Source organism: Streptomyces virginiae (assembly GCF_041432505.1).
GTDB lineage: Bacteria > Actinomycetota > Actinomycetes > Streptomycetales > Streptomycetaceae > Streptomyces > Streptomyces virginiae_A.
On record NZ_CP107871.1, the window covers coordinates 3,731,396 to 3,757,663 of the forward strand.

Below are 26,268 nucleotides of genomic sequence, written 5' to 3' on the forward strand. Positions count from 1 at the left end.
TGAGGAGACTGTGCTGTGACCGGGATCAAGACGACCGGCGAGAAGAAGCTGATGCTCTTCTCCGGCCGCGCCCACCCCGAGCTGGCCGAGGAGGTTGCGCACCAGCTGGGCGTCGCCCTCGTGCCGACCAAGGCTTTCGACTTCGCGAACGGCGAGATCTACGTCCGCTTCCAGGAGTCGGCGCGCGGCGCGGACTGCTTCCTGATCCAGAGCCACACGGCTCCGATCAACAAGTGGATCATGGAGCAGCTGATCATGATCGACGCGCTGAAGCGCGCGTCGGCACGCTCCATCACGGTGATCGTCCCGTCCTACGGGTACGCCCGCCAGGACAAGAAGCACAAGGGCCGCGAGCCGATCTCGGCCCGCCTGGTCGCCGACCTGCTGAAGACCGCGGGCGCGGACCGCATCCTCACCGTGGACCTGCACACGGACCAGATCCAGGGCTTCTTCGACGGCCCGGTGGACCACCTCTCGGCCCTGAACGTCCTCGCGGACTACGTCGGCGCCAAGGTGGACCGCACCAAGCTGACGATCGTCTCCCCGGACGCCGGTCGCGTGCGCGTGGCCGACCGCTGGTGCGACCGTCTGGACGCGCCGCTGGCGATCGTGCACAAGCGCCGCGACAAGGACGTCGCCAACCAGGTGACCGTCCACGAGGTCGTCGGTGAGGTCAAGGGCCGCGTCTGCGTCCTGGTCGACGACATGATCGACACCGGTGGCACCATCTGCGCCGCGGCCGACGCCCTCTTCGCGCACGGCGCGGAGGACGTCATCGTGACGGCCACGCACGGCATCCTGTCGGGCCCGGCCGCCGACCGTCTGAAGAACTCCAAGGTCAGCGAGTTCGTCTTCACGAACACCCTGCCGGACCCGTCCGACCTGGAGCTCGACAAGATCACGGTGCTGTCGATCGCCCCGATGATCGCGCGCGCCGTGCGCGAGGTCTTCGAGGACGGCTCGGTCACCAGCCTCTTCGAGGAGCAGCAGTAGAACCTGAGGTGACCGCTCCGCGGTAGATCCTTTTGGTGCGGCCTCTCCCGCCGGGTACACTCCATGAGTTGCTCGGCGAGGGAGGCCGTACCTGTTTGCGGTACGGATACTCCGTTATCGACGCGCTCTTCGTAGCAGGCCGTTCCGGCCGGGTGACTTCCGTCCATTTCCGTCACCCCACGAGGAGTGAGCATGTCCGAGGTCAAGCTTTCCGCCAAGATCCGTGACACCTTCGGCAAGGGCTCTGCCCGACAGGCCCGTCGCGACGCCCTGACCCCCGCCGTCATCTACGGCCACGGCACCGACCCGAAGCACGTCAACGTCGACGCCCACGCCCTTCAGCTGGCGCTGCGTACCCCGAACGTCCTGATCTCCCTGGACCTGGGCGACGCCGGCACCGAGCTGGTCATCCCGAAGGCCGTGCAGAAGCACCCGCTGAAGCGCTCGATCTCCCACGTCGACTTCCTGATCGTCAAGAAGGGCGAGAAGGTCACCGTCGACGTCGCGATCGTCACCGAGGGCGAGCTGGCCGCCGGCGGCAACATGCTGGAGACCCTCCAGAACACCATCTCCGTCGAGGCCGAGGCCACGCACATCCCGACCGAGGTCACCGTCTCCATCGCGGGCCTCGAGGCCGGCGCCACCATCCACGCGTCGGACCTGGTCCTCCCGCAGGGCACCACCCTGGCCGTCGACGGCGACATCGCCGTCCTGCAGGTCGTGGCCCCGCAGGCCGAGGAGCCGGCCGCCGAGGCCGCCGAGGGCGTCGAGGCCTGAGCCTCACCCCACCCCCTCAGCAGTTGCTGACCGACCGCCGTCCGGCTCCACTGGAGCGGGACGGCGGTCGTCTTCGTAGAGGAACCGAGGAGCTTTTGATGTCGGACGACGCGGCGCCCTGGCTGATCGTGGGCCTGGGGAACCCGGGACCGGAGTACGCGGGCAACCGCCACAACATCGGCTTCATGGTGGCCGACCTGCTGGCGGAGCGGATCGGCGGGAAGTTCAAGGCGCACAAGGCCCGCGCCCAGGTGGTCGAGGGCCGCATGGGCCCGCCGGGGCCGGCCAACCGCCGGGTGGTGCTGGCCAAGCCGATGACGTACATGAACCTGTCCGGCGGACCGGTGACGGCCCTGCGCGACTTCTACAAGGTGCCGCTGGAGCGGATCGTCGCGGTCCACGACGAGCTGGACATCGACTACCCGACGCTGCGCCTGAAGCTGGGCGGCGGGGACAACGGGCACAACGGCCTGAAGTCGATGACCAAGTCCATGGGCCCCGACTACCACCGGGTGCGCTGCGGCATCGGACGTCCGCCGGGCCGCATGCAGGTCGCGGACTTCGTGCTGAAGGACTTCTCCTCCACGGAGCGCAAGGAGCTGGACTGGTTCGTGGACCGGGCCGCCGACTCCGTGGAGTGCCTGATCGCCGAGGGCCTGGAGCGCGCCCAGTCGACGTACAACTCCTGACGGACACGAGGAAGCCCCCGCACCGGCCGGTGCGGGGGCTTCGTCGTGTGCGGGGGCCGGGCCTCGCGGAGGGCTCAGCCGGTGTTGCGCAGGCCCGCGGCGACGCCGTTGACCGTGAGCAGCAGGGCGCGGCCGAGCAGCGGGTCGGCTTCCTCGCCCTGGGCGGCGGCCGCGCGCTGGCGGGCCAGCAGGGACACCTGGAGGTAGGAGATCGGGTCCAGGTAGGCGTCGCGTACGGCGAAGGTCTGCTGGAGCACCGGGTTCGAGCCGAGGAGCTCGTCGGCGCCGGTGATGCGCAGGACCTCGCGGACGGTGAGTTCGTGCTCGGCCTCGATGCGGGCGAAGACGTGCTTGAGGTGGTCGGGCACGAGGGTGTCGACGTAGTGGCGGGCGATCCGCAGGTCGGTCTTGGCCAGCGTCATCTCGACGTTGGACAGGAAGTTGCGGAAGAAGTGCCAGCGTCCGCCCATCTCGGCGAGGGCGTCCTCCTGGCCGGCCTCGCGCAGGGCCTTGAGGCCGGAGCCGACCCCGTACCAGCCGGGGACGATCTGGCGGGACTGGGTCCAGCCGAAGACCCACGGGATGGCGCGCAGGCCGTCGAGACCGGCGCCGGAGTCGGGGCGGCGGGAGGGCCGGGAGCCCAGGTGCAGGTCGGCGAGCTGGTCGACGGGGGTCGCGGCGAAGAAGTACGCGGGCAGGTCGGGGTCCTCGACGAGTGCGCGGTACGCGGCGTGCGCGGCGTCGGAGACCACGTCCATGGCCGCGTCCCAGCGGGTGAGGGCCTCGTCGGACTGGCGGGGCGCGGTGTGCAGGGCGGAGGCCTGCAGGGTGGCGGCGACGGTCAGTTCGAGGTTCTCCCGGGCCAGCGAGGGGACCAGGTACTTGTCGGAGATGACCTCGCCCTGCTCGGTGACCTTGATCTCGCCTTCGAGCGTGCCCCAGGGCTGGGCGAGGATCGCGTCGTGCGAGGGGCCGCCGCCGCGGCCGACGGTGCCGCCGCGGCCGTGGAAGAGGCGCAGGCGCACGCCGTAGCGGTGGGCGACGTCGCGCAGTCGGCGCTGGGCGCGGTGGATCTCCCACTGGGAGGTGGTGATGCCGCCGAACTTGGAGGAGTCGGAGTAGCCGAGCATGACCTCCTGGACGTCGCCGCGCAGGGAGACGAGGCGCCGGTAGGAGGGGTCGGCGAGCATCTCGTCGAGGATGACGTCGGCGGCGCGCAGCTCGTCGGTGGTCTCCAGGAGCGGGACGATGCCGATCTTGGCCCAGCCGGTGTGGAGGTCGATGAGGCCGGCCTCGCGGGCGAGGACGGCGGCGGCGAAGACGTCGTCGGCGCCCTGGCACATCGAGATGATGTAGGACTCGATGACCTCGGGGCCGAACTTCTCGAAGGCGTCCTTGATGGCGCCGAAGACGCCGAGGGTCTTGGCGCCGGCGGCGTCGAGCGGGGCCGGGGTGGGCGCCAGCGGGCGACGGGAGCGCAGTTCCTTGGCGAGGAGCCGCTGCCGGTACTCGCGCGGCATGTCGGCGTAGCGCCAGGACTCCTCGCCGAGCCGGTCGAAGAGCTGGCCGAGCGCGTGGTGGTGCGCGTCGGCGTGCTCGCGCACGTCCATGGTGGCGAGCTGCAGGCCGAAGGCGGCCAGGGTGCGGATGGTGCGGTCCATGCGGCCGTCGGCGAAGAGCGCGCCGCGGTGTTCGCGCAGGGAGGTCTGGATGAGGGTGAGGTCGGTGAGCAGCTCGGCGGTGCCGAGGTAGTCGCGGCCCTCCTCGTGCGGGATGCCCTTGGCGAGGCGCTCGCGGGTGTTGAGGAGCTTCTGCCGGATGCAGGTGGCCTTGAGGCGGTACGGCTCCTCGGCGTTCAGCCGCTTGTAGCGCGGGCTGATCTCGGGGAGGCGCTCCAGGTCGGCCTGGAGGGAGGCGAGGAGTTCCTCGGTGGCTCCGGTGTAGCGGATGGAGTTGGAGAGGAGTCCGCGCAGGTAGTCGATGAGTTCCAGGGCGTCGGTGATGCCGTGCTCGTGCTGGAGGATCAGCACGTCGCGGGTGACCTCGGGGGTGACGTTGGGGTTGCCGTCGCGGTCGCCGCCGATCCAGGTGCCGAAGGTCAGCGGGCGGGTGCCGGCGGGAATCTCGACGCCGACGCGCTGGAGCTCGGCGGCGAGGTCCTCCAGGACGTCGCCGACGGCGCCGGCGTGCAGCTCGTCGAGGTAGTAGATGGCGTTGCGGGCCTCGTCGGCGGGCTCGGGGCGCACGACGCGCAGCTCGTCGGTCTGCCAGACGAGGTCGATGTTCTCCGCGAGGCGCAGGTCGTGGCGGCGGCGGTCGCCGGCGCCGGTGACGGGCTCCTCCAGCAGGGTGGCGATGCGGCGCAGCTTGTTGAGGACGCTGCGGCGGGCCGCCTCGGTGGGGTGCGCGGTGAAGACCGGGCGGACGTTGAGGTTCTTGACCGTCTCGCGCAGGTGTTCGGGGTCGGCGTCCTTCAGCATGTCGGCCGTCCGGGCGAGGAGCCCGCCCTCGGCGGCACGGTGGGCGCGCAGTTCCTTGCCGCGGTGCACCTGTTCGGTGACGTTGGCGAGGTGGAAGTAGGTGGAGAAGGCGCGCACGAGCTTGGCGGCGGTCTCCAGATCGGTGTCGCCGAGCAGGGCGGCGGCGGCTTCGCCGTCGGTGCGGGTGAGGGCGCGGACGCGCTCGACGAGGTCGAGGAGGTCCTGGCCCTCCTGGCGTACGAGGGTCTCCCCGAGGAGGTCACCGAGGCGGCGGATGTCCGCGCGCAGTTCCGCGTTGGCGGTCTCGGCCTGGGTGACGGGGGCCTGGCCCTGGGGGGCCTGGTCAGCACTGCTCACAGGTGCGGCTCCTTGCAGTGTTCGAGCGCTACTGGGCGGTGGGCTCCCGGCGACGTGCGGTGATGCCTTCCCCGGACTCGGTCCGGGGGCGGGATCTCCGCTCCTGATGCGCAGCTCGGGCTGCCCGTGCGGACCGCGCTGTCCGACGGCACCCAGGATAGGTGTCCGACGCGTGTGCCTGGACAAACGTCTCATCAGGCGGCGCGTGAACACCTCGCGCGCGCTCCTTCTCCCGGCGCTGCCCCTCTTGCCTGCGTACCCGGCTTTGCCATACTTACGATGCCGTAGGTTACGGGTCCGTAGGGTTTCGTAACCAGGGAGCCTGCCGACTTCTCTCACCCCCCAGGGGACACCCATGACCAGCAGTCCCGATCTGATCGAGGGTGCCACCGCGCCCTCCGACACATCCGAGCCGTCCGCGACACTCGGCGGCGAGAACAAGCGGTCCATCGAGCAGATCGCTCTGCTGCTGTTCATCACCGTGCCCTTCGTGGCCCTGCTGGCGGCGGTGCCGCTGGCCTGGGGCTGGGGGGTGAGCTGGCTGGACCTGGGCCTGATGGTGTTCATGTACTTCCTGGCCTGCCACGGGATCACCATCGGTTTCCACCGCTACTTCACGCACGGTTCCTTCAAGGCGAAGCGGCCGCTGCGGATCGTCCTCGCGGTGATGGGATCGATGGCGGTGGAGGGGCCGCTGGTGCGCTGGGTGGCGGACCACCGCAAGCACCACAAGTTCTCGGACCACGAGGGTGACCCGCATTCGCCGTGGCGGTTCGGGGAGACGCTGCCGGCCCTGATGAAGGGGCTGTGGTGGGCACACATCGGCTGGCTCTTCGACGAGGAGCAGACCGATCAGCAGAAGTACGCCCCCGACCTGATCAAGGACCCGGCGATCCGGCGGATCTCGCGGGACTTCATCTTCTGGACGATGTTCTCGCTGGCGATCCCGCCGCTGGTGGGCGGTCTGGTGACGATGTCCTGGTGGGGCGCGTTCACGGCGTTCTTCTGGGGTTCCCTGGTCCGGGTCGCGCTGCTGCACCACGTGACCTGGTCGATCAACTCGATCTGCCACGCGGTGGGCAAGCGGCCGTTCAAGTCCCGGGACCGCAGTGGCAACGTGTGGTGGCTGGCGGTGCTCTCGTGCGGCGAGTCCTGGCACAACCTGCACCACGCCGACCCGACCTCGGCGCGTCACGGTGTGCTGCGCGGCCAGGTCGACTCCAGCGCGCGCCTGATCCGCTGGTTCGAGCAGCTGGGCTGGGCGACGGACGTCCGCTGGCCGTCGGCGGCCCGCATCGACGCCCGGCGCAGGGAAATCGAGTCGAACGCGGCATGATGGGGGGCGTGGCGATCGACGGCGGTAATTCCAGCAGCGACAAGCCCAGGCGCGGCCGCCGGGTTCGAATGACGGGCGCGGAGCGGCGCCAGCAACTGCTGGACATCGGCCGGACGCTGTTCGCCGAGAAGGGCTTCGAAGGCACCTCGGTGGAGGAGATCGCGGCGAAGGCCGGGGTGTCCAAGCCGGTGGTGTACGAGCACTTCGGCGGCAAGGAGGGCCTCTACGCGGTCGTCGTGGACCGGGAGATGCGCCAGCTGTTGGACGGGGTGACCGGGGCCCTGACGGCCGGGCACCCGCGGGAGCTGCTGGAGCAGGCGGCGTTCGCGCTGCTGGACTACATCGAGTCCTACACGGACGGCTTCCGGATCCTCGTCCGCGATTCCCCGGTCGCCCAGTCGACCGGCACCTTCGCCTCGCTGATCAGCGACATCGCCACGCAGGTCGAGGACATCCTGGGTCTGGAGTTCAAGGCGCGGGGCTTCGACCCGAAGCTGGCCCCGCTGTACGCGCAGGCGCTGGTGGGGATGGTGGCGCTGACCGGACAGTGGTGGCTGGACGTGCGCAAGCCCAAGAAGGCCGAGGTGGCGGCGCACCTGGTGAATCTGGCCTGGCACGGGCTGGACGGGCTGGAGTCGAAGCCGCAGCTGGTGGGCCGGCGCAAGAACTGACCGCGGTACGCGCGGCACCGAACACCACGACGGCGCCCCGTCACCGGAGATCCGGTGACGGGGCGCCGTCGTGTGGTGCCGGGCGGTACGTCCTATGCGCAAGGTTCCAGTGCCGCCGGTTCGGGGCGGTGCCGTTCCAGGAATTCGAGCCGGTTGCCGACGGGGTCCTCCGAGTAGAAGCGGCGGTGGCCCGGCAGGTCGTCGTCCCAGACGACCTTGGCGCCCCGCTCGCTCAGTCTGCTCGCGTACGCCTCGATGTCGGTCACCCGGAGCCCCGGATGGGCCTTGCGGGCGGGCCGGAAGTCCTCCTCGACGCCGAGATGCAGTTGGACCGGTCCGGCGGCGAACCAGCATCCCCCGCGGGCGGCGAGCACGGGAGGCTTGGGGATCTCGGTCATGCCGAGGACGTCCGTGTAGTACGCGCGGAGCCGGTCCTCCGAGTCCGGCGGCGCGGCGAGTTGCACGTGGTCGACTGCGGTCAGCACGGTCATGCCTCCTTGCGGGCTACGGCGAAGATGCGGCGGAACGGGAAGACGGTGCCGCGCGGGCCGGTCGGGTAGGCCGCGCGGAGCCGGTCACGGTATTCGGTGAGGAAGGCGTCCACGGCGTCGCGGTCCTCGCCGAGGGCGGTGAGGACGGGCCGCAGGGCGGTGCCCTTGACCCAGTCGAGGACGGGGTCGGGGCCCTGGAGCAGCTGGTGGTAGGTGGTCTCCCAGATGTCGGCGGCGCAGCCGAGCTCGGTGAACCGGGCGAGGTATTCGGCGGGTTCGAGGAGATGGATGTAGCGGGCGCCGTGACCGGCGAGCCGGGCCCGCCAGCGCGGGGTGTCGCACTGCTCGGCGAGCAGGGCGTGGCTGGGGGCCGTGAAGTTGCCGGGGATCTGGAAGGCGAACGTGCCACCGGGGCGCAGGCCGTTGATCCAGGCCCCGAAGGAGCCGGGGTGGCCGGGGACCCATTGGAGGGCGGCGTTGGAGACGATCAGGTCGTAGGGCTCCTCGGGGAGCCAGGTGGCGAGGTCGCCGTGGCGGAACTCGAGGCTGCCGCCGCCGGGAGTGGGCCCGGCGTACTCCTCGGTGGCGCGGTGGAGCATCTCCGGGGAGAGGTCGAAGCCGGTGATGCGGGCCTCGGGCCAACGCTCGGCGAGGAGGGTGGTGACGTTGCCGGGTCCGCAGCCGAGGTCGGCGATACGGGCGGGACCGTGGGGGAGCTCGGGTATGCGGGTGAGCAGGTCGAGGAAGGGCCGTGTGCGGTGGCCCGAGTGCCGGAGGTACTGCTGGGGATCCCAGGTGGGGGCGGAGGGCGCGGTGGACGTGGGGGTCCCGGCGCGCGCGGTATCGGAATACATGTTCGAGCCTCCCTGCTGGCGGGGCGATCGGAAGCGGAATCCGTTCCGGCCCCCTCCATGCCCCATGCTCGCTCGATTTATATCTCGATGTCAAGATACTCGTGATCGAGATACTCGGTATGAAGAGACTTCACATCGACAGACCCCTTACACTGATCGGCATGGAGGACGAGGTCGACCGACTGGTGGCGGCATGGCGGCGGGAGCGCCCTGACCTCGACGTGGAACCGCTCGAGGTCCTGAGCCGCGTCAGCAGGCTCGCGCGCCATCTCGACCGCGCCCGCAGGCTGGCCTTCTCCGAGCACGGCCTGGAGCCCTGGGAGTTCGACGTCCTGACGTCGCTGCGCCGCGCCGGCGCCCCCTACCAGCTCTCCCCCGGACAGCTGTTGACCCAGACCCTGGTCACCTCGGGCACCATGACCAACCGCATCGACCGGCTCGCCAAGAAGGGCCTCGTCGAACGGCTCCCGGACCCCAGCGACCGCCGGGGGGTCCTGGTGCGGCTCACCCCCGAGGGCCGGGACCGCGCCGACCAGGCCCTCGCCGGGCTGCTGGCCCAGGAACGGGCGATCCTGGCCCAGCTCTCGCAGAGCCAGCGCGGCGATCTCGCCGGGCTGCTACGCCAGTTGACCGCTCCGTTCGACAACATCCCCGGCTAGGTCCGCCGGTCGTACGCCGGCCCGCCGGGCCAGGGCCACCGCGGCCAGCGTGGAGTGCACCCCGAGCTTGCCCAGCACGTTCTGCATGTGGGTGCGGACCGTGTGCGGGGACAGGAACAGCCGCGCCGCGACGTCCTTGCGGCCCAGCCCAGCCACCATGCAGCGCAGCACCTCGTGTTCACGCGGGGTCAGCGACTCCACCAGCCGCTCGCTGTCCGTGCGGTGCTTGCGCGCCGCGGTCAGTTCCCGGAGCACCCCGGTGAGCAGCGCGGGCGGCAGATGCGTCTCCTCGCGCAGGACCCCCCGGATCACGGCCAGCAGCCGGGAGAGCGAACAGTCCTTCGCCACCCAGCCCGAGGCGCCCGCCTGGAGCGCGAGGGCGGCCCGACGGGGGTCGTCGCGCTCGGCGAGCACGACGGTACGGACCCCGGGGTGGGACACCCGCACCCCCGCGACCAGCGCGATCCCGTCCGAGACTGCCGGCGGCGGCCCGGAGCCGGACTCCCGCTGAGCGGGAACGGCCCCCGGGACCGCGCCGAGATCGGCGTCGACCAGCAGGACGTCGAAGCGACGGCCCTCGGCCGCCGCGCGTTCGAGGCAACGCAGCGCGGCGGGGCCGCTGCCGGCCGCGGACACGTCCACGTCCGGCTCGGCCGCGAGCGCGGCTGCGAGCGATTCGGCGAAGATGCGGTGATCGTCGACGACGAGAACCCGGATACGAACCACAAAACCCCCAAGGGTAGGGGAACGGACGACGGCGGGTACGGCGCCCGGACCGGGTGATCCGCAGCTGCCCCGGCCGCCGCCGTGACATCTCTGCACTACCCCGGACCGGACGCCGTACCCGACTTGTCTCGACCCCTGAATCAACACCGGCCCCCACCGGTGTCACGCATCAGCGTAGGGCCGGGGGCGTCCGACGGTTGGCCGAATAGCAGAAGTTTTCCCAGGGATTTTCCGGCGCGGGCGCTGCGAACCGGCTTTGTGGTGGCTTGAAATCGCCTGCCCTGAAGGTCCTGATGGCGGCTTCGGTACCGGCGTGTGCCCCGGGCAGTTGCACGGGGGGCATTTCACCCGGCGTGTGCACGCCGGGCGCCCGCGCACAGCGCCCGTCCGCAGCGCACGGCCGACACGCACACGCCCCCCGCACCGATCGGGGTGCGGGGGGCGTGCGGAAGCGGGGAGGTCCGGACGGGTACCGGAGGTCCGGGTGCTCCGGGAGGTTCAGGAGGAGTGCGTACGCGCGAAGTTCCACGCGTCGGTGATGATCCCGGTGAGGTCCGAGCGGCTCGGGGTCCAGCCGAGGCGCTCGTGGGCCGTGCGCGCGGAGGCGACGAGCATCGCCGGGTCGCCGGCCCGGCGCGGCGCGACCACCTCGGGGATGTCCCGGCCGGTGACCTTGCGGACGGTCTCGACGACCTCGCGGACCGAGAACCCGTTGCCGTTGCCCAGGTTGCAGATCAGGTGCTCCCCGTCGGTGGCGGCCCGCAGGGCGGCCAGGTGGGCCTCCGCCAGGTCGGCGACGTGGATGTAGTCGCGTACGCAGGTGCCGTCCGGGGTCGGGTAGTCCTCGCCGAACACCGAGATCGACTCGCGCTCGCCCAGCGCGACCTGGAGGACCAGCGGGATCAGGTGCGTCTCGGGGGTGTGCCGCTCGCCGAAGGCACCGTAGGCGCCGGCCACGTTGAAGTAGCGCAGGGAGACCGCGGCCAGGCCGTGCGCCACGCACTCCCCCGCGATCATGTGGTCGACGGCCAGCTTCGAGGCGCCGTACGGGTTGGTCGGCGCGGTCACCGAGGCCTCCGTGAGCAGGCCCTCCGTCGGCTCCCCGTAGGTGGCGGCGGTGGAGGAGAACACCAGCTTGCGCACGCCCGCCCCGCGCATCGCGGCCAGCAGCGCCAGCGTCCCGCCGACGTTGTTCTCCCAGTACTTGCCCGGGTTCACCACGGACTCGCCTACCTGCGAGGAGGCCGCGAAGTGCAGCACCGCCTCGTAGGAGGAGTCCACGTGGCGGGCCGCGTCCTGGATCCGGCCCTCGATGAAGGTGGCGCCCTCCGGGACCCCTACGCGAAAGCCCGTGCTCAGGTCGTCGAGGACCGTGACCTCGTGGCCGGCCTCCAGAAGGTGGGCCGCGACCACGCTGCCGACGTATCCTGCGCCACCGGTTACCAGGTACTTGCTCACTCGCCTGCTGCCTCTCGCGGGGGAGCACGCGCGGGTACGTGCGCGTGCTTGGACACTGGCTTACCCGATTCCGCGCCCACGGGGAAATCGGACGGCCGGACCGGCCGGTAGGTCAGTCGCGCGCGCCGGCGGCCGGCAGCATGGGCAGCGCCCGGTCCAGCAGACCGGTGCGGGCGGCCAGCGCGGCCGCCTCCAGCCGCGACCCCACGCCCAGCTTCATCAACACCCGCTGCACGTGCGTACGGGCGGTGCTCGGGGCGATCTCCATGCCCGCGGCGATCAGCCGGGTGTCCTCGCCCTCCGCGACCCGCACGAGCACCTCCACCTCGCGCGGGGTGAGCAGCCGCAGCAGCCGGCTGCCCTCGTCGTCGGGCTGCGCGGCGGGGTTCAGGAGCTCGGCGAAGGCTCCCTGCAGCAGCTGGGGGGCGATCGCCACCTCCCCCGCCCTGGCCTTGGCCAGGGCCCGCTCCACGCCCTCGATGCGCTCGTCCTGGCGTACGTAGCCCGAGGCGCCGGCGGCGAAGGCGGCCGCGATCCCGCGCGGGCTGGGCACCGGGCCGAGGACGACCACGGCGATCTGCGGGCGCTCCCGCTTGATGCGCACGACGGGCTCGAAGACCCCGGGCTCGGCGGGGGTGGCGGTGCCGAACAGGCAGACCTCCGGAGCACGGCTGATGACCAGCTCGGCGGCGCCCGCCGCCGGAGCGGCGGCGGCCAGTACCCGGTGGCCGCGCAGCTTCAGGGCAGAGGCGAGTGCCTCGGCCAGCAGCCGGTGCTCGTCCACGACCACGACCCGTACGCCCATCGAGGAACCACCCCCCACCCTTCTGACCCGGCAAGCTACACGCTTGTTCGACGATGCGAGGGGGATACCGCGCAGAAGCCCCCGATCGGTGCGGACCGTTCGGGGGCTTCCGTGGCGTGGTGCGAACCGGGCGCGGTGTGCGTCAGCTCGCGGAGAAGGAGACGAAGAGGTACTCCGGGTCCGCCTTGTCCGAGTAGGGCTTGCTGACCATCGTGCGGGAGATGAAGAACTTCCCGTTGTGGTAGCGGTACTCGGAGTACTCGGGCGAGAAGCCGGTCTCGGCGCGCTGGCTCGCCTTGTCCGCCGGGTTCTCCATGAGGAGGGTTTCCTTCATCGTCCTGCTGTCGATGCTGACGATCTGACCGCCCTTGTCGTACGGGGGCCGCTTGTAGGCGATGATGTTCGACCCGTCCATGCGCAGCGGGAAGATCGTGTACCGCTCGCCCGCGTCGGCGCGGTCGGTGGTCTGCTTGCCGGTCTCCAGGTCGAAGGAGAGCAGCTCGTTGGTGCGGGAGCTGGAGGCCTGGCCCTGGTGCTCGTACGACGGCAGGTAGATCCGGCCGTTGCCGACCACCATGTTCATGCACCGTTCGACCTCGGAGCTGCACCTGGCGCCGAAGTCTCCGGAGGCGAGCGGGATACGGGCCTTCAGCTCGCCCTTGGGGTCGACGACGAAGAGGTCGCTGACGCCCGTGGCGTTCTTCGCGGTCTTGCCGACGTCGGCCCCCACGATCAGGGGCTTGGTGGAGACGATGTACGCGTCCTCGATGCCCGGGGAGAGCTTGTAGGAGACGGTGGGCGCGCCCGTGGCCGGGTCGAGGAGCTGCCCGTACAGCGTGTAGTTGGGGCTCTGGCCGCACTTGCGGATGGCGGCGAGGGCCTCGCCGCCGCCGTAGCCCACGTCGCGGCAGCTCTCGCCGTCGACCTTGGGCAGCCACAGGGACTTGCCGTCGGCGAGGTTCCAGGCGGCGCCGCCTGCGGAGATGCCGGCCGCGGCGACTGTCTGGCCGCTGAGGGTGATGGTGTTGAACGTGACGGGCTTGTCACCGCCGGTGGCGCTCTTGGCGTTGCCGGACCAGAGCAGCTTGCCGCTCTCCAGGTCGATGACGCCGACCTCGGTGCACTGGACGTACTTGTTCTCGGGAGTCGGCTGGGTGGCCTTGAAGAGGACCGCCGCCTTCTTCTCGCTGACGTGCTTGGTGGCGCCGCAGAGCTCGCCGGGCAGGGGCAGCTCCCACTTCTTGCCGCCGTCGACGAGGTTGTAGCCGACGACCTTCGACAGGTCGGACTTGATGTAGGTGGTCTCGGTCACCCAGGAGCCGGCGACGCTGGCGACATCGCCCGGCACCGGGCTCGGCTGGTTGAGGAGCGGCTTGGACTTCGGGTTGCCGGGCGCCTTCTCGGTGCCGGGCACGTAGTCCCCGGGCTTGTCGTTGCCCGGGGAGGCGCTCGGGTTGCTGTCGGCCTTGTCCCCGCCGCCGCTGTCGCCGGAGGTGTACCAGAGGCCGCCGCCGACGATGAGGACGCAGGCCAGGAAGGCCGCGCCGACGATCGCCAGCTGGGTGCGCTTGGCGTTGCCGGAGCCCGCGGCCGGGGCCGGGGACTGCGGGGCGGCCATGGGCGCGCCGGGGGCGCCCGGGGCGCCGAACGGCGGCGGGTTGCCGGGCTGCTGCGGGTAGCCGTAGCCGGGGCCGGTCTGCGGGTACCCGTACGCGGGCTGCCCGGCCGGCTGCTGCTGTGGGGGCCCGGCCTGCGGCGCGGCCGGTCCGGGCGGCGGCACGGGCGCGCCGAATCCGCCGGGCGGCGGGTCCTGCGGGGCTCCGAAGCCGCCGGACGGCGGCTGGCTGGGGGGCGGCGGGATACTCATCGGTTGCTGTTGCCTCTCGGTGGGCGGGTCGTTGGACGCGTTGTCACTTGCCGAAGGCCATCAGGAGCTTCTCGTCCTTGTTGTCGCCCGCCAGCCGGGTGACGGAGAGGAAGAGCCGCCCGTCCGCGTAGGCGGCGCTCTGGGAAGTCAGGAAGGAGGCTTCGATCCGTGCGGAGGTGCCCGAGGGGAGTTTCAGCAGCGTCGTGGGCTCTCCTCCGCCGGCCGGGAACGAGACGATCTCGCCGGGCTCGTCGGCGACGCCGGCGTTGGCGCGATAGGCGGTCAGCCGGCCGTTCGCGGCCTCGAGCGGGGCGAGGACCTTCTTGTCACCGGCTTTGGCGCGCCATTTGACCTTGCCCGTGCCGAGGTCGAAGGCGACGATCTCGCTGCCGGTGGACCTGTCCCCTGCGGAGAGGTAGACGGTGTCCCCGTCGACCGCGGACTTCCCGCAGTTCTGGAGGCCGTCGCTGGAGCTGGAACCACCGCAGTTGACCAGGAAGTTTCCGTCACCGGAGAGCGTGTTGCGCTTCTGCCCCTTCTCGTCGAGGACGAGGATGGCCCGCTCCTTGGTGTCGCGGTTGCCGGCGTCGATGACGGTGGGGCTGACGGAGTAGACCGCGTTGACCTGGTAGCCCTTGGGCAGGCGGTAGCTCCAGGTCTTCTTGCCGGTGGTCAGGTCGGCGTCCTGGATCTCGATGGTCCGGTCGGCGTCCATGCAGAGGGCCACGGCGATCATCTTGTTGTTGCCCGCGGCGTAGGTCATGGGCTTGCAGCCGTCGGGGCCCGCGTCGGAGAAGAGCTTGTCGCCGGTGCTCAGGCGGTGGGCGCTCTGGCCCCCCATCCAGGCGAGGGCGAAGGTGTCGCCGTCGAGGGAGACCGTGGTGGAGGCGGCGGTCTTGAACAGCCCCTCCATGGCGAGCTCCTTCGTCCAGCCCTCCTTGCCGGCCTTGAGGTCGATGAGCTTCATCTGGTTGCAGTTGGAGCCGTCGGCGTTCTTGACGACCATGACGGTCCGGCCGTCGGGGCTGGTCTGACCGGTGAGTCCGCAGATCTCCGTGCGGAGGTCGATCTTCCACTTCTCCTTGCCGTCGCCCACCCCGTAGCCGATGACGGACTTGTCGACGGTCTTGACGACGGTGTCGCCGACGACCCACAGGCCCTTGGCCGGGATACCGGCTCCCGGGCCCTCCATCTTGACCGTGTTCAGCCAGAGCGCCTTGTCCTCGCCCGGCTTGCGGCCCGCGTTGAGGTCGGTCGGGATGTCGCTGCCGTTGCCGGTCCCGTTGCCGTCGCCCTTGTCCACGGACGGCGAGCCGGAGGGCTTGGCGTCGGTGGGCTCCTGCGCGACCGGCTTCGGGTCCTTGTCCTCGCCGGAGAAGGCCACGTAGCCCACACCACCGAGGACGAGGACGGCGGCCACCGACGCGGCGATCAGCAGCGTCCGCTTCTTCTTCGGCGCCATGCCCGGGCCAGAGCCGGGCCCACCGGGACCCACCGGCTGCTGCGACACGGTGGGCGGCTGCGGCGGATATCCGGGCTGCTGCGCGTACGGATTCTCGGCCGGCGGCGGGAATCCGTAACCCTGCTGCGGCGGACCCGGCAGATGCCCGTACCCGGAAGGCGTCGGCGGCTGGTTCGGTGGCTGGTTCGGCGGCTGGGGCAGCTCGGTCATCAGCGCACGCTTTCGCATCGGGAAGGTCGGGGAGGATGACCTTTCTATCACTGACAGCGCTCATACATCGGGCCGGTCCGCCCCCTGTTCCCAAGGGAGGACCGGCCCGTGACGCCGCCGTTATCCGGCCAGTTGCCCCCGAGGACCGGCGGAATCCAGGCCTCCCCGCGCCTCCCGCCCGGGTGCGCCACCAAATCCTGGCGGCCCGGGAGGAGTTCGCCGAGCCCGATCGCGCCGGGCCCGACGGGTCCTCACTTGCCGAAGACCATCAGGAGCTTCTCGTCCTGGCCCTGGGCCCGCAGGCGGGTGGAGGAGATGAAGAACCGTCCGTCCACGTAGTCCAGCTTCGGGAGGGTGAAGGTCCGCTCGATCGGGGCGGCGGGGCCCGAGGGGTGGCGCAGAAGCGCGGTCGGGGTGCCGCCGGCGGCCTCGACGGAGAGGACCTCGCCGCCCTGCTCCTCCTCGGCCTTCCGGTAGGCGATGATTCGGCCGTCCAGGGCCTTGAGCAGGGTGAGCGTGCGCTTGTCCCCGGCCGGGACACGCCACTTCTCCTTGCCGGTGGTGAGGTCGAAGGCGACGATCGCGTTGGTCTTCTTGCCGGTGGCCACCGCGGTGGGCAGGTAGAGGGTGTTCGCGTCGACGACGGCCGAGGGGCAGGTCACCAGGGACCGGAAGAGGCTGGTGCCGCCGCAGTCGGCGGCGATGCCGGCGCCCTCACCGGCGAGGGTGGCGGTCTGCTTCCCGTCGGGTCCCAGGACCACGATGGAGCGCTGCTTCGTCTTCTCGTCGCCGATGTCGATGACGGTCGGGTTCACCGAGTAGATGCTGGTGACCTTGAACTTCGCGGGGAGCCGGTAGGCCCAGGCCTTCGCGCCGGTGACGGGGTCGATCCCGTGGACCTCGGCGGTGGAGTCCTCGTCCGAGCAGGTGGCGAGGGCGATCATCCTGCCGTTGCCGGCCTCGTAGGAGTCCGGGTTGCAGCCGTCGCCCGGCGGGGTGGCGAAGAGCTTGTCACCATTGCTGATCTTGAAGGCGCTGGCGGTGCCGCTGCGGCTGACGGTGACGGTGTCCCCGAGCATGGACAGGGTGGGGCTGGTGAAGATGTCGAAGACCCCCTCACTGGGCACCGTCTTCGACCAGATCTCCTTGCCGGTCTTGAGGTCGACCACCCTCAGCTCGGTGCAGGAGGTGTTCTCCCCGTCGCCGTCGCGGTACATGACGACCGTCCTGCCCTCGGCCGTGGTCTGCGGGGCGACGGAACAGATCTGAGCGGGGAAGGGGAGTGTCCACTTCTCCTTGCCGTCGGTGACCGCGTACCCGGTGAGGTTCCTCCAGAGGCTCTTGACGACGGTGTCACCGACGATCCACTGACCGGCGGCTTCGACGCCCATGCCGGGGCCCTCTATCTTGGCGGTCTTGAGCCAGAGGGCCTTGTCCTCGCCCTGCTTGCGGCCGGAGTTCAGGTCCACCTGCCCGCCGTCGCCGTTCCCGTTGCCGTCGCCCTTGTCCACGGACGGCGAGCCGGAGGGCTTGGCGCCGGTGGACTCCTGCGCGACCGGCTTCGACTCCTTGTCCTCGCCGGAGAAGGCCACGTAGCCCACGCCGCCGAGGACGAGAGCGGCGGCCACGGCCGCCGCGATCAGCAGCGTCAGCTTCTTCTTCGGCGCCTTCCCCGGACCGGATCCGCCCGGACCGACCGGCTGTTGCCGCACGGTGGGCGGCTGCGGCGGGTACGCGGGCTGCTGGGCGTACGGGTTCTCACCCTGCGGCGGGAATCCGTGACCCTGCTGCGGCGGACCCGGCAGGTGTCCGTAACCGGAAGGCGTCGGCGACTGGTTCGGCGGCTGGGGCAGCTCGGTCATCAGCGCACGCTTTCGGCATCAGGAGGTCGGAGAAGATGACCTTTCTACCACTGCCGGTGCCCCCGCCTCGGGCCGGTCCACTCCTGTTCCCGGGGAGTGACCGGCCCGGTTCCGCTCGGGCTCCGCTCAGGCCTCCTCGGCCAGTTCCAGCCAGCGCATCTCCAAGTCGTCGCGGTCCGAGAGGAGTTCGCGCAGCTCCGCGTCGAGCTTGGCCACCTTGTCGTAGTCGGTGGAGTTCTCGGCGATCTGGGCGTGCAGGTTGCCCTCACGGTCGGACAGCTTGTTCAGCTGCCGCTCGATCTTCTGGAGTTCCTTCTTCGCGGCGCGCGAGTCCCCCGAGGCGGTGGACTTGGCGGCGCCGGTGGACGGGGCGGGCGCGGGAGCGGCCGCCTCGATCATCCGCTGCCGGCGCTCCAGGTACTCGTCCAGGCCGCGCGGCAGCATCCGCAGACTCGCGTCGCCGAGCAGCGCCATCACCGTGTCGGTGGTGCGCTCGATGAAGAAGCGGTCGTGGGAGATGACGATCATCGAGCCGGGCCAGCCGTCGAGGAGGTCCTCCAGCTGGGTCAGGGTCTCGATGTCGAGGTCGTTGGTGGGCTCGTCGAGGAACAGGACGTTGGGCTCGTCCATCAGCAGGCGCAGGATCTGCAGGCGGCGGCGCTCACCACCGGAGAGGTCGCCGACGGGCGTCCACTGCTTCTCCTTGGTGAAGCCGAACTGCTCGCAGAGCTGGCCCGCCGTCATCTCGCGGCCCTTGCCGAGGTCGACGCGGTCACGGACGCGCTGGACGGCCTCCAGGACGCGCAGGGACGGGTCGAGTTCGCCGACCTCCTGGGAGAGGTAGGCCAGCTTGACGGTCTTACCGACGATGATCTTGCCGGCGGCGGGCTGGACCTCGCCCTGGGTGCGGGCCGCCTCGGCGAGGGCGCGCAGCAGGGAGGTCTTGCCGGCGCCGTTGACGCCGACGAGGCCGACGCGGTCGCCGGGGCCCAGGTGCCAGGTGAGGTGCTTGAGCAGTTCCTTCGGGCCGGCGTGGACGCTGACGCCTTCGAGGTCGAAGACCGTCTTGCCGAGGCGGGCGTTGGCGAACCGCATCAGCTCGCTGGTGTCGCGCGGCGGCGGCACGTCGGCGATCAGCTCGTTGGCCGCCTCGATGCGGTAGCGGGGCTTGGAGGTCCGGGCGGGGGCGCCGCGGCGCAGCCAGGCCAGCTCCTTGCGCATCAGGTTCTGCCGCTTGGACTCCTCCGTCGCGGCGATGCGGTCGCGCTCGGCGCGGGCGAAGACGTAGTCGCTGTAGCCACCCTCGTACTCGTGCACGTCACCGCGCTGCACGTCCCACATGCGGGTGCAGACCTGGTCGAGGAACCAGCGGTCGTGGGTGACGCAGACGAGCGCGGAGCGGCGCTCCTGGAGGTGCTTGGCCAGCCAGGAGATGCCCTCGACGTCGAGGTGGTTGGTGGGCTCGTCGAGGATCAGGAGGTCCTGGTCGGCGATGAGGAGCTTGGCGAGGGCGATCCGGCGGCGCTCGCCACCGGAGAGCGGGCCGATGACGGTGTCGAGGCCCTGGCCGAAGCCGGGCAGGTCGAGGCCGCCGAAGAGTCCGGTGAGGACGTCACGGATCTTGGCGTTGCCGGCCCACTCGTGGTCGGCCATGTCCCCGATGATCTCGTGGCGGACGGTCGCCCGGGGGTCGAGGGAGTCGTGCTGGGTGAGGACGCCCATCTGCAGGCCGCCGGACTGGGTGACCCGGCCGGTGTCGGGCTCCTCCAGCTTGGCGAGCATCCGGATGAGGGTGGTCTTGCCGTCGCCGTTGCGGCCGACCACGCCGATCCGGTCCCCCTCGGACACGCCGAGGGAGATGCCGTCCAGCAGGGTACGTGTGCCGTACACCTTGCTGACTGCCTCGACATTGACCAGATTGACGGCCATCAGACGCGCTCCAGGGAAAGGGTGTGGATCAGCCCCTCAGCCTAACCCTCCGGGCCGGGGCAGACCGTTCTACGAGATACCAGCCGCCCAGTGCCATCGCGATCGCGGCCGGCGCGGTGACGGGCAGGGCGATCAGCGTGGCGCTGTGCCCGTCGAGCAGCCCGCCGAGTCCGGTCATGGACAGGCCCAGGATGCCGAGCAGGCACAGGGTGATCCCGAGGGCGGCGACGGGGCCGCCGGTGCTCCGGGCGGGGGCGGGCGCGCTCGGCCGGGGCGTCTCGAAGCGGCGGAACAGTGCGACGAGGACCCCCGTCAGCGCGGCCGCGGCGAGCATCCGTACCGGGACCTGCGCCCACCAGGCGGCCGTGGCGGGGGCCGGCAGATCGAGGCCGAGGGCGAGCTGGGCGGCGTACACGCCGAGCATCGCGGTCAGGTGCCACAGGAAGGCGGTCATGGCGAGGCCGTTGGCCGCGACCACCCCGCGCCAGACGCGCGGGCGGCGCAGCCACGCGGTGGCGGGCCCGGCCGCCAGCTGGACGGCGCCGACGAGCCACAGGCCGTGGCAGAGCAGGGCCAGGGTGGGCGGGGCCATGTTGGAGACCTTCTCGCCGGGCATCCCGACCATGGACAGCGGGTACGGGCCGTACGCCACCAGCAGGGCGGCGCCGGCGAGTCCCGCGGCGGCGAGGAGGGCGGGCCGGCGGATGCGGCCGTCGGCGCGCAGGAAGCCGAGCTGGTGGACGGCGAGCCAGACGAAGGCGAAGTTCAGGAACTCCACGTAGGGGACCCCGAGCGCGAAGCGCAGTACGTCGACCAGCGCGGCCGCCCCGGCCAGTGCCGCGAAGGCGGCCCAGCCGTGGCGCTCGTGCAGCTTCAGCAGCGGCGGGGTGAAGGCGACCATGGCGAGGTAGATCCCGATGAACCACAGCGGCTGCGTGACGAGCCGCAGCGCTGCCCCGGTCAGTGTTCCGCCGCCGTGCCCGGCGAGCTGCACGGCGAGCGCGACCGCGGCCCACACCAGGACGAAGACGAGGGTGGGGCGCAGCAGCCGCTGGAGCCGGGCGCGCAGGAAGGCGGCGTAGACGGGCCCGTCGGTACGGCGGGCCAGGGAACGGTAGGACAGGGCGTGCGAGAACCCGCCGACGAAGAAGAAGACGGGCATGATCTGCAGCCCCCAGGTGAGCACCTGGAGGGCGGGCACGAGGGCGAGCAGATTCCCTATGCCGTCGCCGCTGACGGCGGCCATCAGCCAGTGCCCGGCGATGACGGTGCCGAGCGAGGCGACGCGCAGCAGGTCGACGTACCGGTCACGGTCGGCGGGGGTGGCCTCGGCCATGGCGCGGGCGGTGGCTGTCATGGGCCCACGGTCGCCCCTGCCGGGTGTCTCCCGACAGGGCGCGGATACTCAACTCAGCCCTGAGTACCACCCCGGGGCTCCGCCCCGCTGTTTCAGCCTCGCCGGCGTTTGAGGCGCGGGGGTCCGGGGGCAGCGCCCCCGGCAACCGGCCCGCAGGAAAGAGAACCGGCTCGGGCCGTCCCCGGGGCTCCGCCCCGGACCCCGCGCCTCAAACGCCGGCGAGGCTGAAATCTCCGCCCTCCGGCGTGCGAGGCGGAGCGAAGCGCACATTCAGCCTCGCCGGCGTTCGAGGCGCGGGGGTCCGGGGGCAGCGCCCCCGGCAACAGGCCCGCGGGGTCAGGACGGCAGGACCGTCGCACCGGACGCCGGGCTGGACGCCACGCGCGTGGCTCGGCAGGTGCCCGAGGCTTCGAGCGCCGCCGCGACCTTGGCGGCAGCCTCCTCGTCCGCGACGAGGAACGCCGTCGTCGGCCCCGAGCCGGAGACCAGCGCGGCGAGCGCACCACCGTCCATGCCCGCGGCCAGCGTCGCGCCCAGCGACGGCCGCAGCGACAACGCCGCCGCCTGGAGGCCGTTGGCCAGCGCCGCTCCCAGCGCGTCCGCGTCGCCCGAGGCGAGCGCCGCCAGCAGCGCCGGCGAGGCCTGCGGCTCGGGGATCTCCGTACCGGCGGCCTCGGCGAGGCGGTCGAACTCGCGGAACACCGCCGGGGTGGACAGCCCGCCGTCGGCGACCGCGAACACCCAGTGGAACGTCCCCGCCCCGACCGGCGTGAGCAGTTCACCCCGGCCGGTGCCGAGGGCGGCCCCGCCGACGAGGCTGAAGGGGACGTCGCTGCCGAGCTCCGCGCAGATGTCGAGGAGTTCGGCGAGCGGGGTGTTCAGGCCCCACAGGGTGTCGCAGGCCAGCAGGGCCGCCGCGCCGTCGGCGCTGCCGCCCGCCATGCCGCCCGCGACCGGGATGTTCTTCGCGATGTGCAGGTGGACGGCGGGTTCGAGCCCGGCCCGGGCGGCGAGGATCTCGGCGGCGCGCGCCGCGAGGTTGGTGCGGTCCAGGGGGACCTGGTCGGCGTCCGGACCTTCGCAGGTGACGGTCAGGGTGTCGGCCGGGGTGGCCGTCACCTCGTCGAACAGCGACACGGCGAGGAAGACGTTCGCCAGGTCGTGGAAGCCGTCGGGGCGGGCCGCGCCCACCGCCAGCTGGACGTTGACCTTGGCGGGGACCCGTACGGTCACGGGCGTGCCGGGCGTGCGGGGCGTGCTCACAGTGCGGGCCTCTCCGCCGCGGGCTTGTGCTCGGCGATCGCCGCGAACTCCTCGACCGTCAGGGACTCCCCGCGGGCCTGCGGCGAGACACCGGCGGCGACCAGCGCGGCCTCCGCGCCCGCCGCCGAGCCGGCCCAGCCGGCCAGCGCGGCGCGCAGCGTCTTGCGGCGCTGCGCGAAGGCGGCGTCGACGACCGCGAAGACCTCGGCCTTGGTGGCGGTGGTCTTGATGGGTTCGGTGCGGCGCACCAGCGAGACGAGACCGGAGTCGACGTTCGGGGCGGGCCAGAAGACCTTGCGGCCGATGGCTCCGGCCCGCTTGACGTGGGCGTACCAGTTGGCCTTGACGGAGGGCACCCCGTAGACCTTGTTGCCGGGCTCGGCGGCCAGCCGGTCGGCGACCTCCGCCTGCACCATCACCAGCGTGCGCTCGATGGTCGGGAACCGGTCGAGCATGGTGAGCAGGACGGGAACGGCCACGTTGTACGGCAGGTTCGCGACGAGTGCGGTCGGCGCCGGGCCGGGCAGTTCGGTCACGAGCATCGCGTCGGAGTGGACCAGCGCGAAGCGGTCCTTCTTCGCGGGCATCCGGGCCTCGATGGTGGCGGGCAGGGCGGCGGCCAGGATGTCGTCGATCTCGACGGCGACGACCCGGTCCGCGGCCTCCAGCAGCGCGAGCGTCAACGAGCCGAGTCCCGGGCCGACCTCGACGACGACGTCGTCCGGGCGGACCTCGGCGGTGCGCACGATCCGGCGGACCGTGTTGGCGTCGATGACGAAGTTCTGCCCCTTCTGCTTCGTCGGGCGTACGCCGAGGGCGGCGGCCAGCTCCCTGATGTCGGCCGGGCCGAGGAGGGCGTCGGGCGCGGCGGGGGAGGTGTTCTCGGTGTTCTCGGGCTGCTGCTCTGCGGTGCTCACCGGTAAAGCGTCTCAGATCGCCGCGCCCGCTACGACGTGAGCCTGCGGCCGCAGTGCGGCCACGGACTCGCCCCCCGCTGCACGTAGAGCTTCTTCGCCCGGTACGTCTGTTCCGCGCCCGAGGCGTCCTGCGGGCGGCCGCTGCCGCCGAGGCCCTGCCAGGTGCGGACGTCGAACTGGTACAGCCCGCCGTAGGTGCCGGAGGCGTCGGTGGCGGCGGGGCGGCCGCCGGACTCGCACTGGGCGAGAGCCGCCCAGTTGAGGCCGTCGGCCCCGGAGACGGAACTCGGCAGCGCCTTGGTGCCGACCTTGACCAGCTGGGTGACGGGCTCGCGGACGACCTCGTCGGCGATGGGCCGGGGCTTCTGCCGGACCCCGTTGACGGTGCGCAGGCTGTACGTGACCCTGCGCGCCCCGGGGCGGCCGGCGCGCTCGACGACCTCGGTGCCGGCGAACAGGGTGGGGTCCTCGACCTCCTCGGTCGCGTAGGGGATGCGCTCCTCGCGGACCTCGCGGGTGCCGGTGATGCGGAGCACGGTGACGGTCTGGCCGTCGCGCGGGAAGTCGGTGGGCGGTACGGAGGTGGTGTCCTGGCCCTGGAGGGTGATGCCGGCCTGGTCGAGGGCTTCCTGGACGGTGGCGGCGTTGGTGCGGATGGTGCGTTCGCGGCCGTCGGCCATGAAGGTGACGCTGCGTTCGGTGCGGACGCTGAGGGCCAGGCCCGTACGGGGGACGGGGGCGGTGCGGGGGGCGGAGAGGTAGGCGCCCTCGGCGCGGATGCCGAACTGGCGCAGGGCGCCCTCGACGGTGCGGGCGGTGGTCCACACCTGGCGTTGCTGTCCGTCGAGGGTCAGGCGCAGGGGGCGGCCGTAGCGGACGACGATCTCCTCGCCGTCGGTGAGGCGTTCGCCGGGGGCGGGGGCGACGAGGTCGTGGGGGCCGACGCCGAGGCCTTCGGCGGCGAGCAGTTCGCCGATGTCGTCGGCGAAGGTGTGAAGGTTGCGCGGGACCCCGTCCACGGTGAGCCGTACGGCCTTGTCGGCGGCGACGAACGCCGTGGTGCCGCCCGCGAGGAAGGCGACGACGAGGGCCTGCGGCACGATCCGCCGCCAGTTCCCGCCGAGGGTCTCGACGGGGGTGGCGCGGCCCCGGGCCCGGCGGCGGCCGGGCACCGCCCCCGCCGGTGCGGGGGCGTGCGGGGCGGGCGCGGGTGCCGGAGCGAGGGTGGGTGTGGCGGCCGCGGGGGCGACGGCTCGGCGGCGGCCCGAGCCGGGCGCCACGGGCGCGGCGACCAGGGTGTCGGCCTCGGCCAGTTCGACCGGTGACATCCCGGGCCGGCGACGGCGCCCGCCGCGCGGGGCCGGGACCTCCGGGGCCGGGAGCGCCGGCTCCGGGTCCCAGGCCGCGGGCCCGGGATCACCCGTACCGGCCGCCCGGACCGAGGACTGCGCCGAGGAGGGGGCCAAGGGCTGGGCCTCGTACGCCTCGGGGAGGGGACCGCCACGGCGGTGACTGCCCTGCGTATCGCTCACGACGCTCGCTCCACTGGTGATCCGGCACCCTCTGGTGCGGGCACGGCACCCTAGCGGAGGAATCGTCACGCTCCAAAGCGGATCGACTACTCAGCGTGTCGGATCGGGTGGAGGATCAGTAGCCGAAGGCGCGGGCCGTGTTGGCCGCCAGCGCCGTGGCCATCGCGTCCTCGTCGATACCGCGGACCGCGGCCATCGCCCGGACCGTCAGCGGAATGAGGTACGGCGCGTTGGGCCGTCCTCGGTACGGCGCCGGGGTGAGGTAGGGCGCGTCCGTCTCGACGAGCACCAGCTCCAGCGGGGCCACGGCGAGGGCCTCGCGCAGCGGCTGGGCGTTCTTGAAGGTGACGGTCCCGGCGAAGGACATGTAGTACCCGGCGGCGGCGCACTCGCGGGCCATGTCGGCGTCCCCGGAGTAGCAGTGGAAGACGGTGCGCTCGGGGGCGCCCTCCTCACGCAGGACGCGCAGCACGTCCGCGTGGGCGTCCCGGTCGTGGATGACCAGCGCCTTGCCCTGCCGCTTGGCGATCTCGATGTGCGCGCGGAAGGAACGCTCCTGCGCGGCCATGCCCTCGGGCCCGGTGCGGAAGTGGTCCAGGCCGGTCTCGCCGACCGCCTTGACGTGGTCGAGCGCGGCCAGCGCCTCGATCTCGGCGAGCGCCTCGTCGAGCGCGGCCTCGCCTCCCCCGGACCGGGCGCCCTGTCGCGACCAGCCGTCCGGATCGCCGTGGACGATGCGCGGGGCTTCGTTGGGGTGGAGGGCGACGGCCGCGTGGACGTTCGCGTACGCGGCCGCGGTCTCGGCGGCCCACCGGGAGCCCTTCACGTCGCAGCCCACCTGGACGACGGTGGTCACGCCCACCGAGGCGGCCTTCGCGAGGCCCTCCTCGACGGTCCCCGCCTGCATGTCGAGGTGGGTGTGCGAGTCCGCGACCGCCACCCGAAGGGGTTCGGGCAGCGGCGGCGGTGCGTCCTTGGGCTGCGTCTTCTCCACGCGTGTGCTCATACGGCCGATCTTATGACCGGCGGAAGAGCCCCTTCAGACGGGAGAGCGGGCCCCGGCGCTCCTCGGTCGGGTCGACGGCCACCGGCCCCGGCGAGGCGTGCGACCGGGCGGACCTGCGCGGCTTCGGCTGCCGGGGGACGTTCGCCCCGGCCGGTACGGGTCCGGCGATCCCGGGAGCGATCTGGTGGTGGTAGATGTGGTCGATCATCCCCATCACCGAGGAGACCTGTCCGGCCCGCATGATCCGTACGACGTGTCCGCCGCAGTTCAGGCAGGTCGGGTTGGACAGGGGGGAGGGCACCCGCTCGCCGTCGACCTTGTACATGATGAACGGCTCGCCCTTGGCGTCGACGTGGTGCTCGATCGCGTACGCCTGCTCCCAGCCGTACCCGCACCTCATGCACGCGAAGGAGTAGGCCTCGTGCACGGTGTGCACGTCGGAAGCGGTCACAGCGACAGGGACTGCGGCGGGGACGGGTACCGGGGTGTCTGCGATCTCACTCATGCCAGCTCCTCTTGTTCCACTGGTGCCATTGCCAGTGGACGCCTCGACGGGCGGGAGCGCAT

Annotated in this window: 22 protein-coding genes; 6 read left to right on the plus strand and 16 right to left on the minus strand. The window is 71.8% G+C overall.

The window, feature by feature from the left end; genetic code table 11:
- Positions 1-15 precede the first annotated feature (15 nt).
- From OG624_RS17315 to pth, 3 genes are all read left to right on the plus strand, one after another.
- Positions 16-993: a ribose-phosphate diphosphokinase gene (locus tag OG624_RS17315; RefSeq protein ID WP_030008898.1), complete on the plus strand. Its 978-nt coding sequence runs from the start codon at positions 16-18 to the stop codon at positions 991-993.
- A 192-nt stretch (positions 994-1,185) separates the two neighbouring features.
- Positions 1,186-1,770 carry a 50S ribosomal protein L25/general stress protein Ctc gene (locus OG624_RS17320; protein WP_033226543.1) on the plus strand — a complete coding sequence of 195 codons (585 nt, stop codon included), beginning with the start codon at positions 1,186-1,188 and terminating at the stop codon, positions 1,768-1,770.
- A gap of 98 nt (positions 1,771-1,868) precedes the next feature.
- Positions 1,869-2,459: an aminoacyl-tRNA hydrolase gene (pth, locus tag OG624_RS17325; protein WP_109780297.1), complete on the plus strand. Its 591-nt coding sequence runs from the start codon at positions 1,869-1,871 to the stop codon at positions 2,457-2,459.
- 74 nt (positions 2,460-2,533) lie between these two features.
- Here the strand turns inward: pth and ppc are convergent, their stop codons facing one another.
- Positions 2,534-5,296 (minus strand): phosphoenolpyruvate carboxylase, encoded by a 2,763-nt coding sequence (gene ppc / locus OG624_RS17330; RefSeq protein WP_033226545.1) that lies wholly within the window; start codon positions 5,294-5,296, stop codon positions 2,534-2,536.
- Between the two features lie 355 nt (positions 5,297-5,651).
- Here ppc and OG624_RS17335 point away from each other — a divergent pair, with 355 nt between their 5' ends.
- Positions 5,652-6,632, plus strand: a complete 981-nt coding sequence (locus OG624_RS17335) for an acyl-CoA desaturase (protein ID WP_033226547.1) — start codon at positions 5,652-5,654, stop codon at positions 6,630-6,632.
- Positions 6,629-7,303, plus strand: a complete 675-nt coding sequence (locus OG624_RS17340; RefSeq protein WP_030716992.1) for a TetR family transcriptional regulator — start codon at positions 6,629-6,631, stop codon at positions 7,301-7,303. Before OG624_RS17335 ends, OG624_RS17340 begins: the two co-directional genes overlap by 4 nt.
- A 92-nt stretch (positions 7,304-7,395) precedes the next feature.
- Here OG624_RS17340 and OG624_RS17345 read toward each other — a convergent pair whose 3' ends face one another.
- Positions 7,396-7,788 carry a VOC family protein gene (locus OG624_RS17345; protein WP_033226568.1) on the minus strand — a complete coding sequence of 131 codons (393 nt, stop codon included), beginning with the start codon at positions 7,786-7,788 and terminating at the stop codon, positions 7,396-7,398.
- Positions 7,789-7,790: 2 nt separating this feature from the next.
- Positions 7,791-8,648: a trans-aconitate 2-methyltransferase gene (locus OG624_RS17350; RefSeq protein WP_033226548.1), complete on the minus strand. Its 858-nt coding sequence runs from the start codon at positions 8,646-8,648 to the stop codon at positions 7,791-7,793.
- A gap of 161 nt (positions 8,649-8,809) precedes the next feature.
- On the opposite strand from OG624_RS17350, the gene OG624_RS17355 reads away from it, so the two are divergent.
- Complete coding sequence (locus tag OG624_RS17355) at positions 8,810-9,307, plus strand: MarR family winged helix-turn-helix transcriptional regulator (protein WP_030659599.1); 498 nt, start codon at positions 8,810-8,812, stop codon at positions 9,305-9,307.
- Here OG624_RS17355 and OG624_RS17360 read toward each other — a convergent pair.
- The 13 genes from OG624_RS17360 to OG624_RS17420 form a co-directional block, all read right to left on the minus strand.
- Positions 9,266-10,033 (minus strand): response regulator transcription factor, encoded by a 768-nt coding sequence (locus tag OG624_RS17360; protein ID WP_033226549.1) that lies wholly within the window; start codon positions 10,031-10,033, stop codon positions 9,266-9,268. The genes OG624_RS17355 and OG624_RS17360 overlap by 42 nt on opposite strands.
- A 498-nt stretch (positions 10,034-10,531) precedes the next feature.
- Complete coding sequence (gene galE / locus OG624_RS17365; RefSeq protein WP_033226551.1) at positions 10,532-11,491, minus strand: UDP-glucose 4-epimerase GalE; 960 nt, start codon at positions 11,489-11,491, stop codon at positions 10,532-10,534.
- Positions 11,492-11,603: 112 nt separating this feature from the next.
- Complete coding sequence (locus OG624_RS17370; protein ID WP_033226552.1) at positions 11,604-12,296, minus strand: response regulator transcription factor; 693 nt, start codon at positions 12,294-12,296, stop codon at positions 11,604-11,606.
- A gap of 142 nt (positions 12,297-12,438) precedes the next feature.
- Positions 12,439-14,163, minus strand: a complete 1,725-nt coding sequence (locus OG624_RS17375) for an outer membrane protein assembly factor BamB family protein (RefSeq protein WP_033226553.1) — start codon at positions 14,161-14,163, stop codon at positions 12,439-12,441.
- Between the two features lie 43 nt (positions 14,164-14,206).
- A complete protein-coding gene (locus OG624_RS17380) occupies positions 14,207-15,835 on the minus strand; it encodes an outer membrane protein assembly factor BamB family protein (RefSeq protein WP_158711985.1) in 1,629 nt (542 codons plus the stop codon).
- 251 nt (positions 15,836-16,086) lie between these two features.
- A complete protein-coding gene (locus tag OG624_RS17385; RefSeq protein ID WP_371639566.1) occupies positions 16,087-17,697 on the minus strand; it encodes an outer membrane protein assembly factor BamB family protein in 1,611 nt (536 codons plus the stop codon).
- Between the two features lie 126 nt (positions 17,698-17,823).
- Positions 17,824-19,626, minus strand: a complete 1,803-nt coding sequence (locus tag OG624_RS17390; RefSeq protein WP_033226554.1) for an ABC-F family ATP-binding cassette domain-containing protein — start codon at positions 19,624-19,626, stop codon at positions 17,824-17,826.
- A 28-nt stretch (positions 19,627-19,654) separates the two neighbouring features.
- Complete coding sequence (locus OG624_RS17395) at positions 19,655-20,983, minus strand: acyltransferase family protein (protein ID WP_371639567.1); 1,329 nt, start codon at positions 20,981-20,983, stop codon at positions 19,655-19,657.
- Between the two features lie 336 nt (positions 20,984-21,319).
- On the minus strand, positions 21,320-22,246 hold the full coding sequence (locus tag OG624_RS17400; protein WP_051763985.1) for a 4-(cytidine 5'-diphospho)-2-C-methyl-D-erythritol kinase: 927 nt from the start codon (positions 22,244-22,246) through the stop codon (positions 21,320-21,322).
- Positions 22,243-23,163, minus strand: coding sequence for a 16S rRNA (adenine(1518)-N(6)/adenine(1519)-N(6))-dimethyltransferase RsmA (gene rsmA, locus OG624_RS17405; protein ID WP_030717038.1), 921 nt, complete (start codon positions 23,161-23,163; stop codon positions 22,243-22,245). Before rsmA ends, OG624_RS17400 begins: the two co-directional genes overlap by 4 nt.
- Positions 23,164-23,192: 29 nt before the next feature.
- A complete protein-coding gene (locus OG624_RS17410; RefSeq protein ID WP_266445368.1) occupies positions 23,193-24,491 on the minus strand; it encodes a ubiquitin-like domain-containing protein in 1,299 nt (432 codons plus the stop codon).
- A 319-nt stretch (positions 24,492-24,810) separates the two neighbouring features.
- Positions 24,811-25,701, minus strand: a complete 891-nt coding sequence (locus OG624_RS17415) for a TatD family hydrolase (protein WP_033226556.1) — start codon at positions 25,699-25,701, stop codon at positions 24,811-24,813.
- Positions 25,702-25,711: 10 nt separating this feature from the next.
- Complete coding sequence (locus tag OG624_RS17420; protein WP_033226557.1) at positions 25,712-26,206, minus strand: hypothetical protein; 495 nt, start codon at positions 26,204-26,206, stop codon at positions 25,712-25,714.
- Positions 26,207-26,268: the final 62 nt, after the last annotated feature.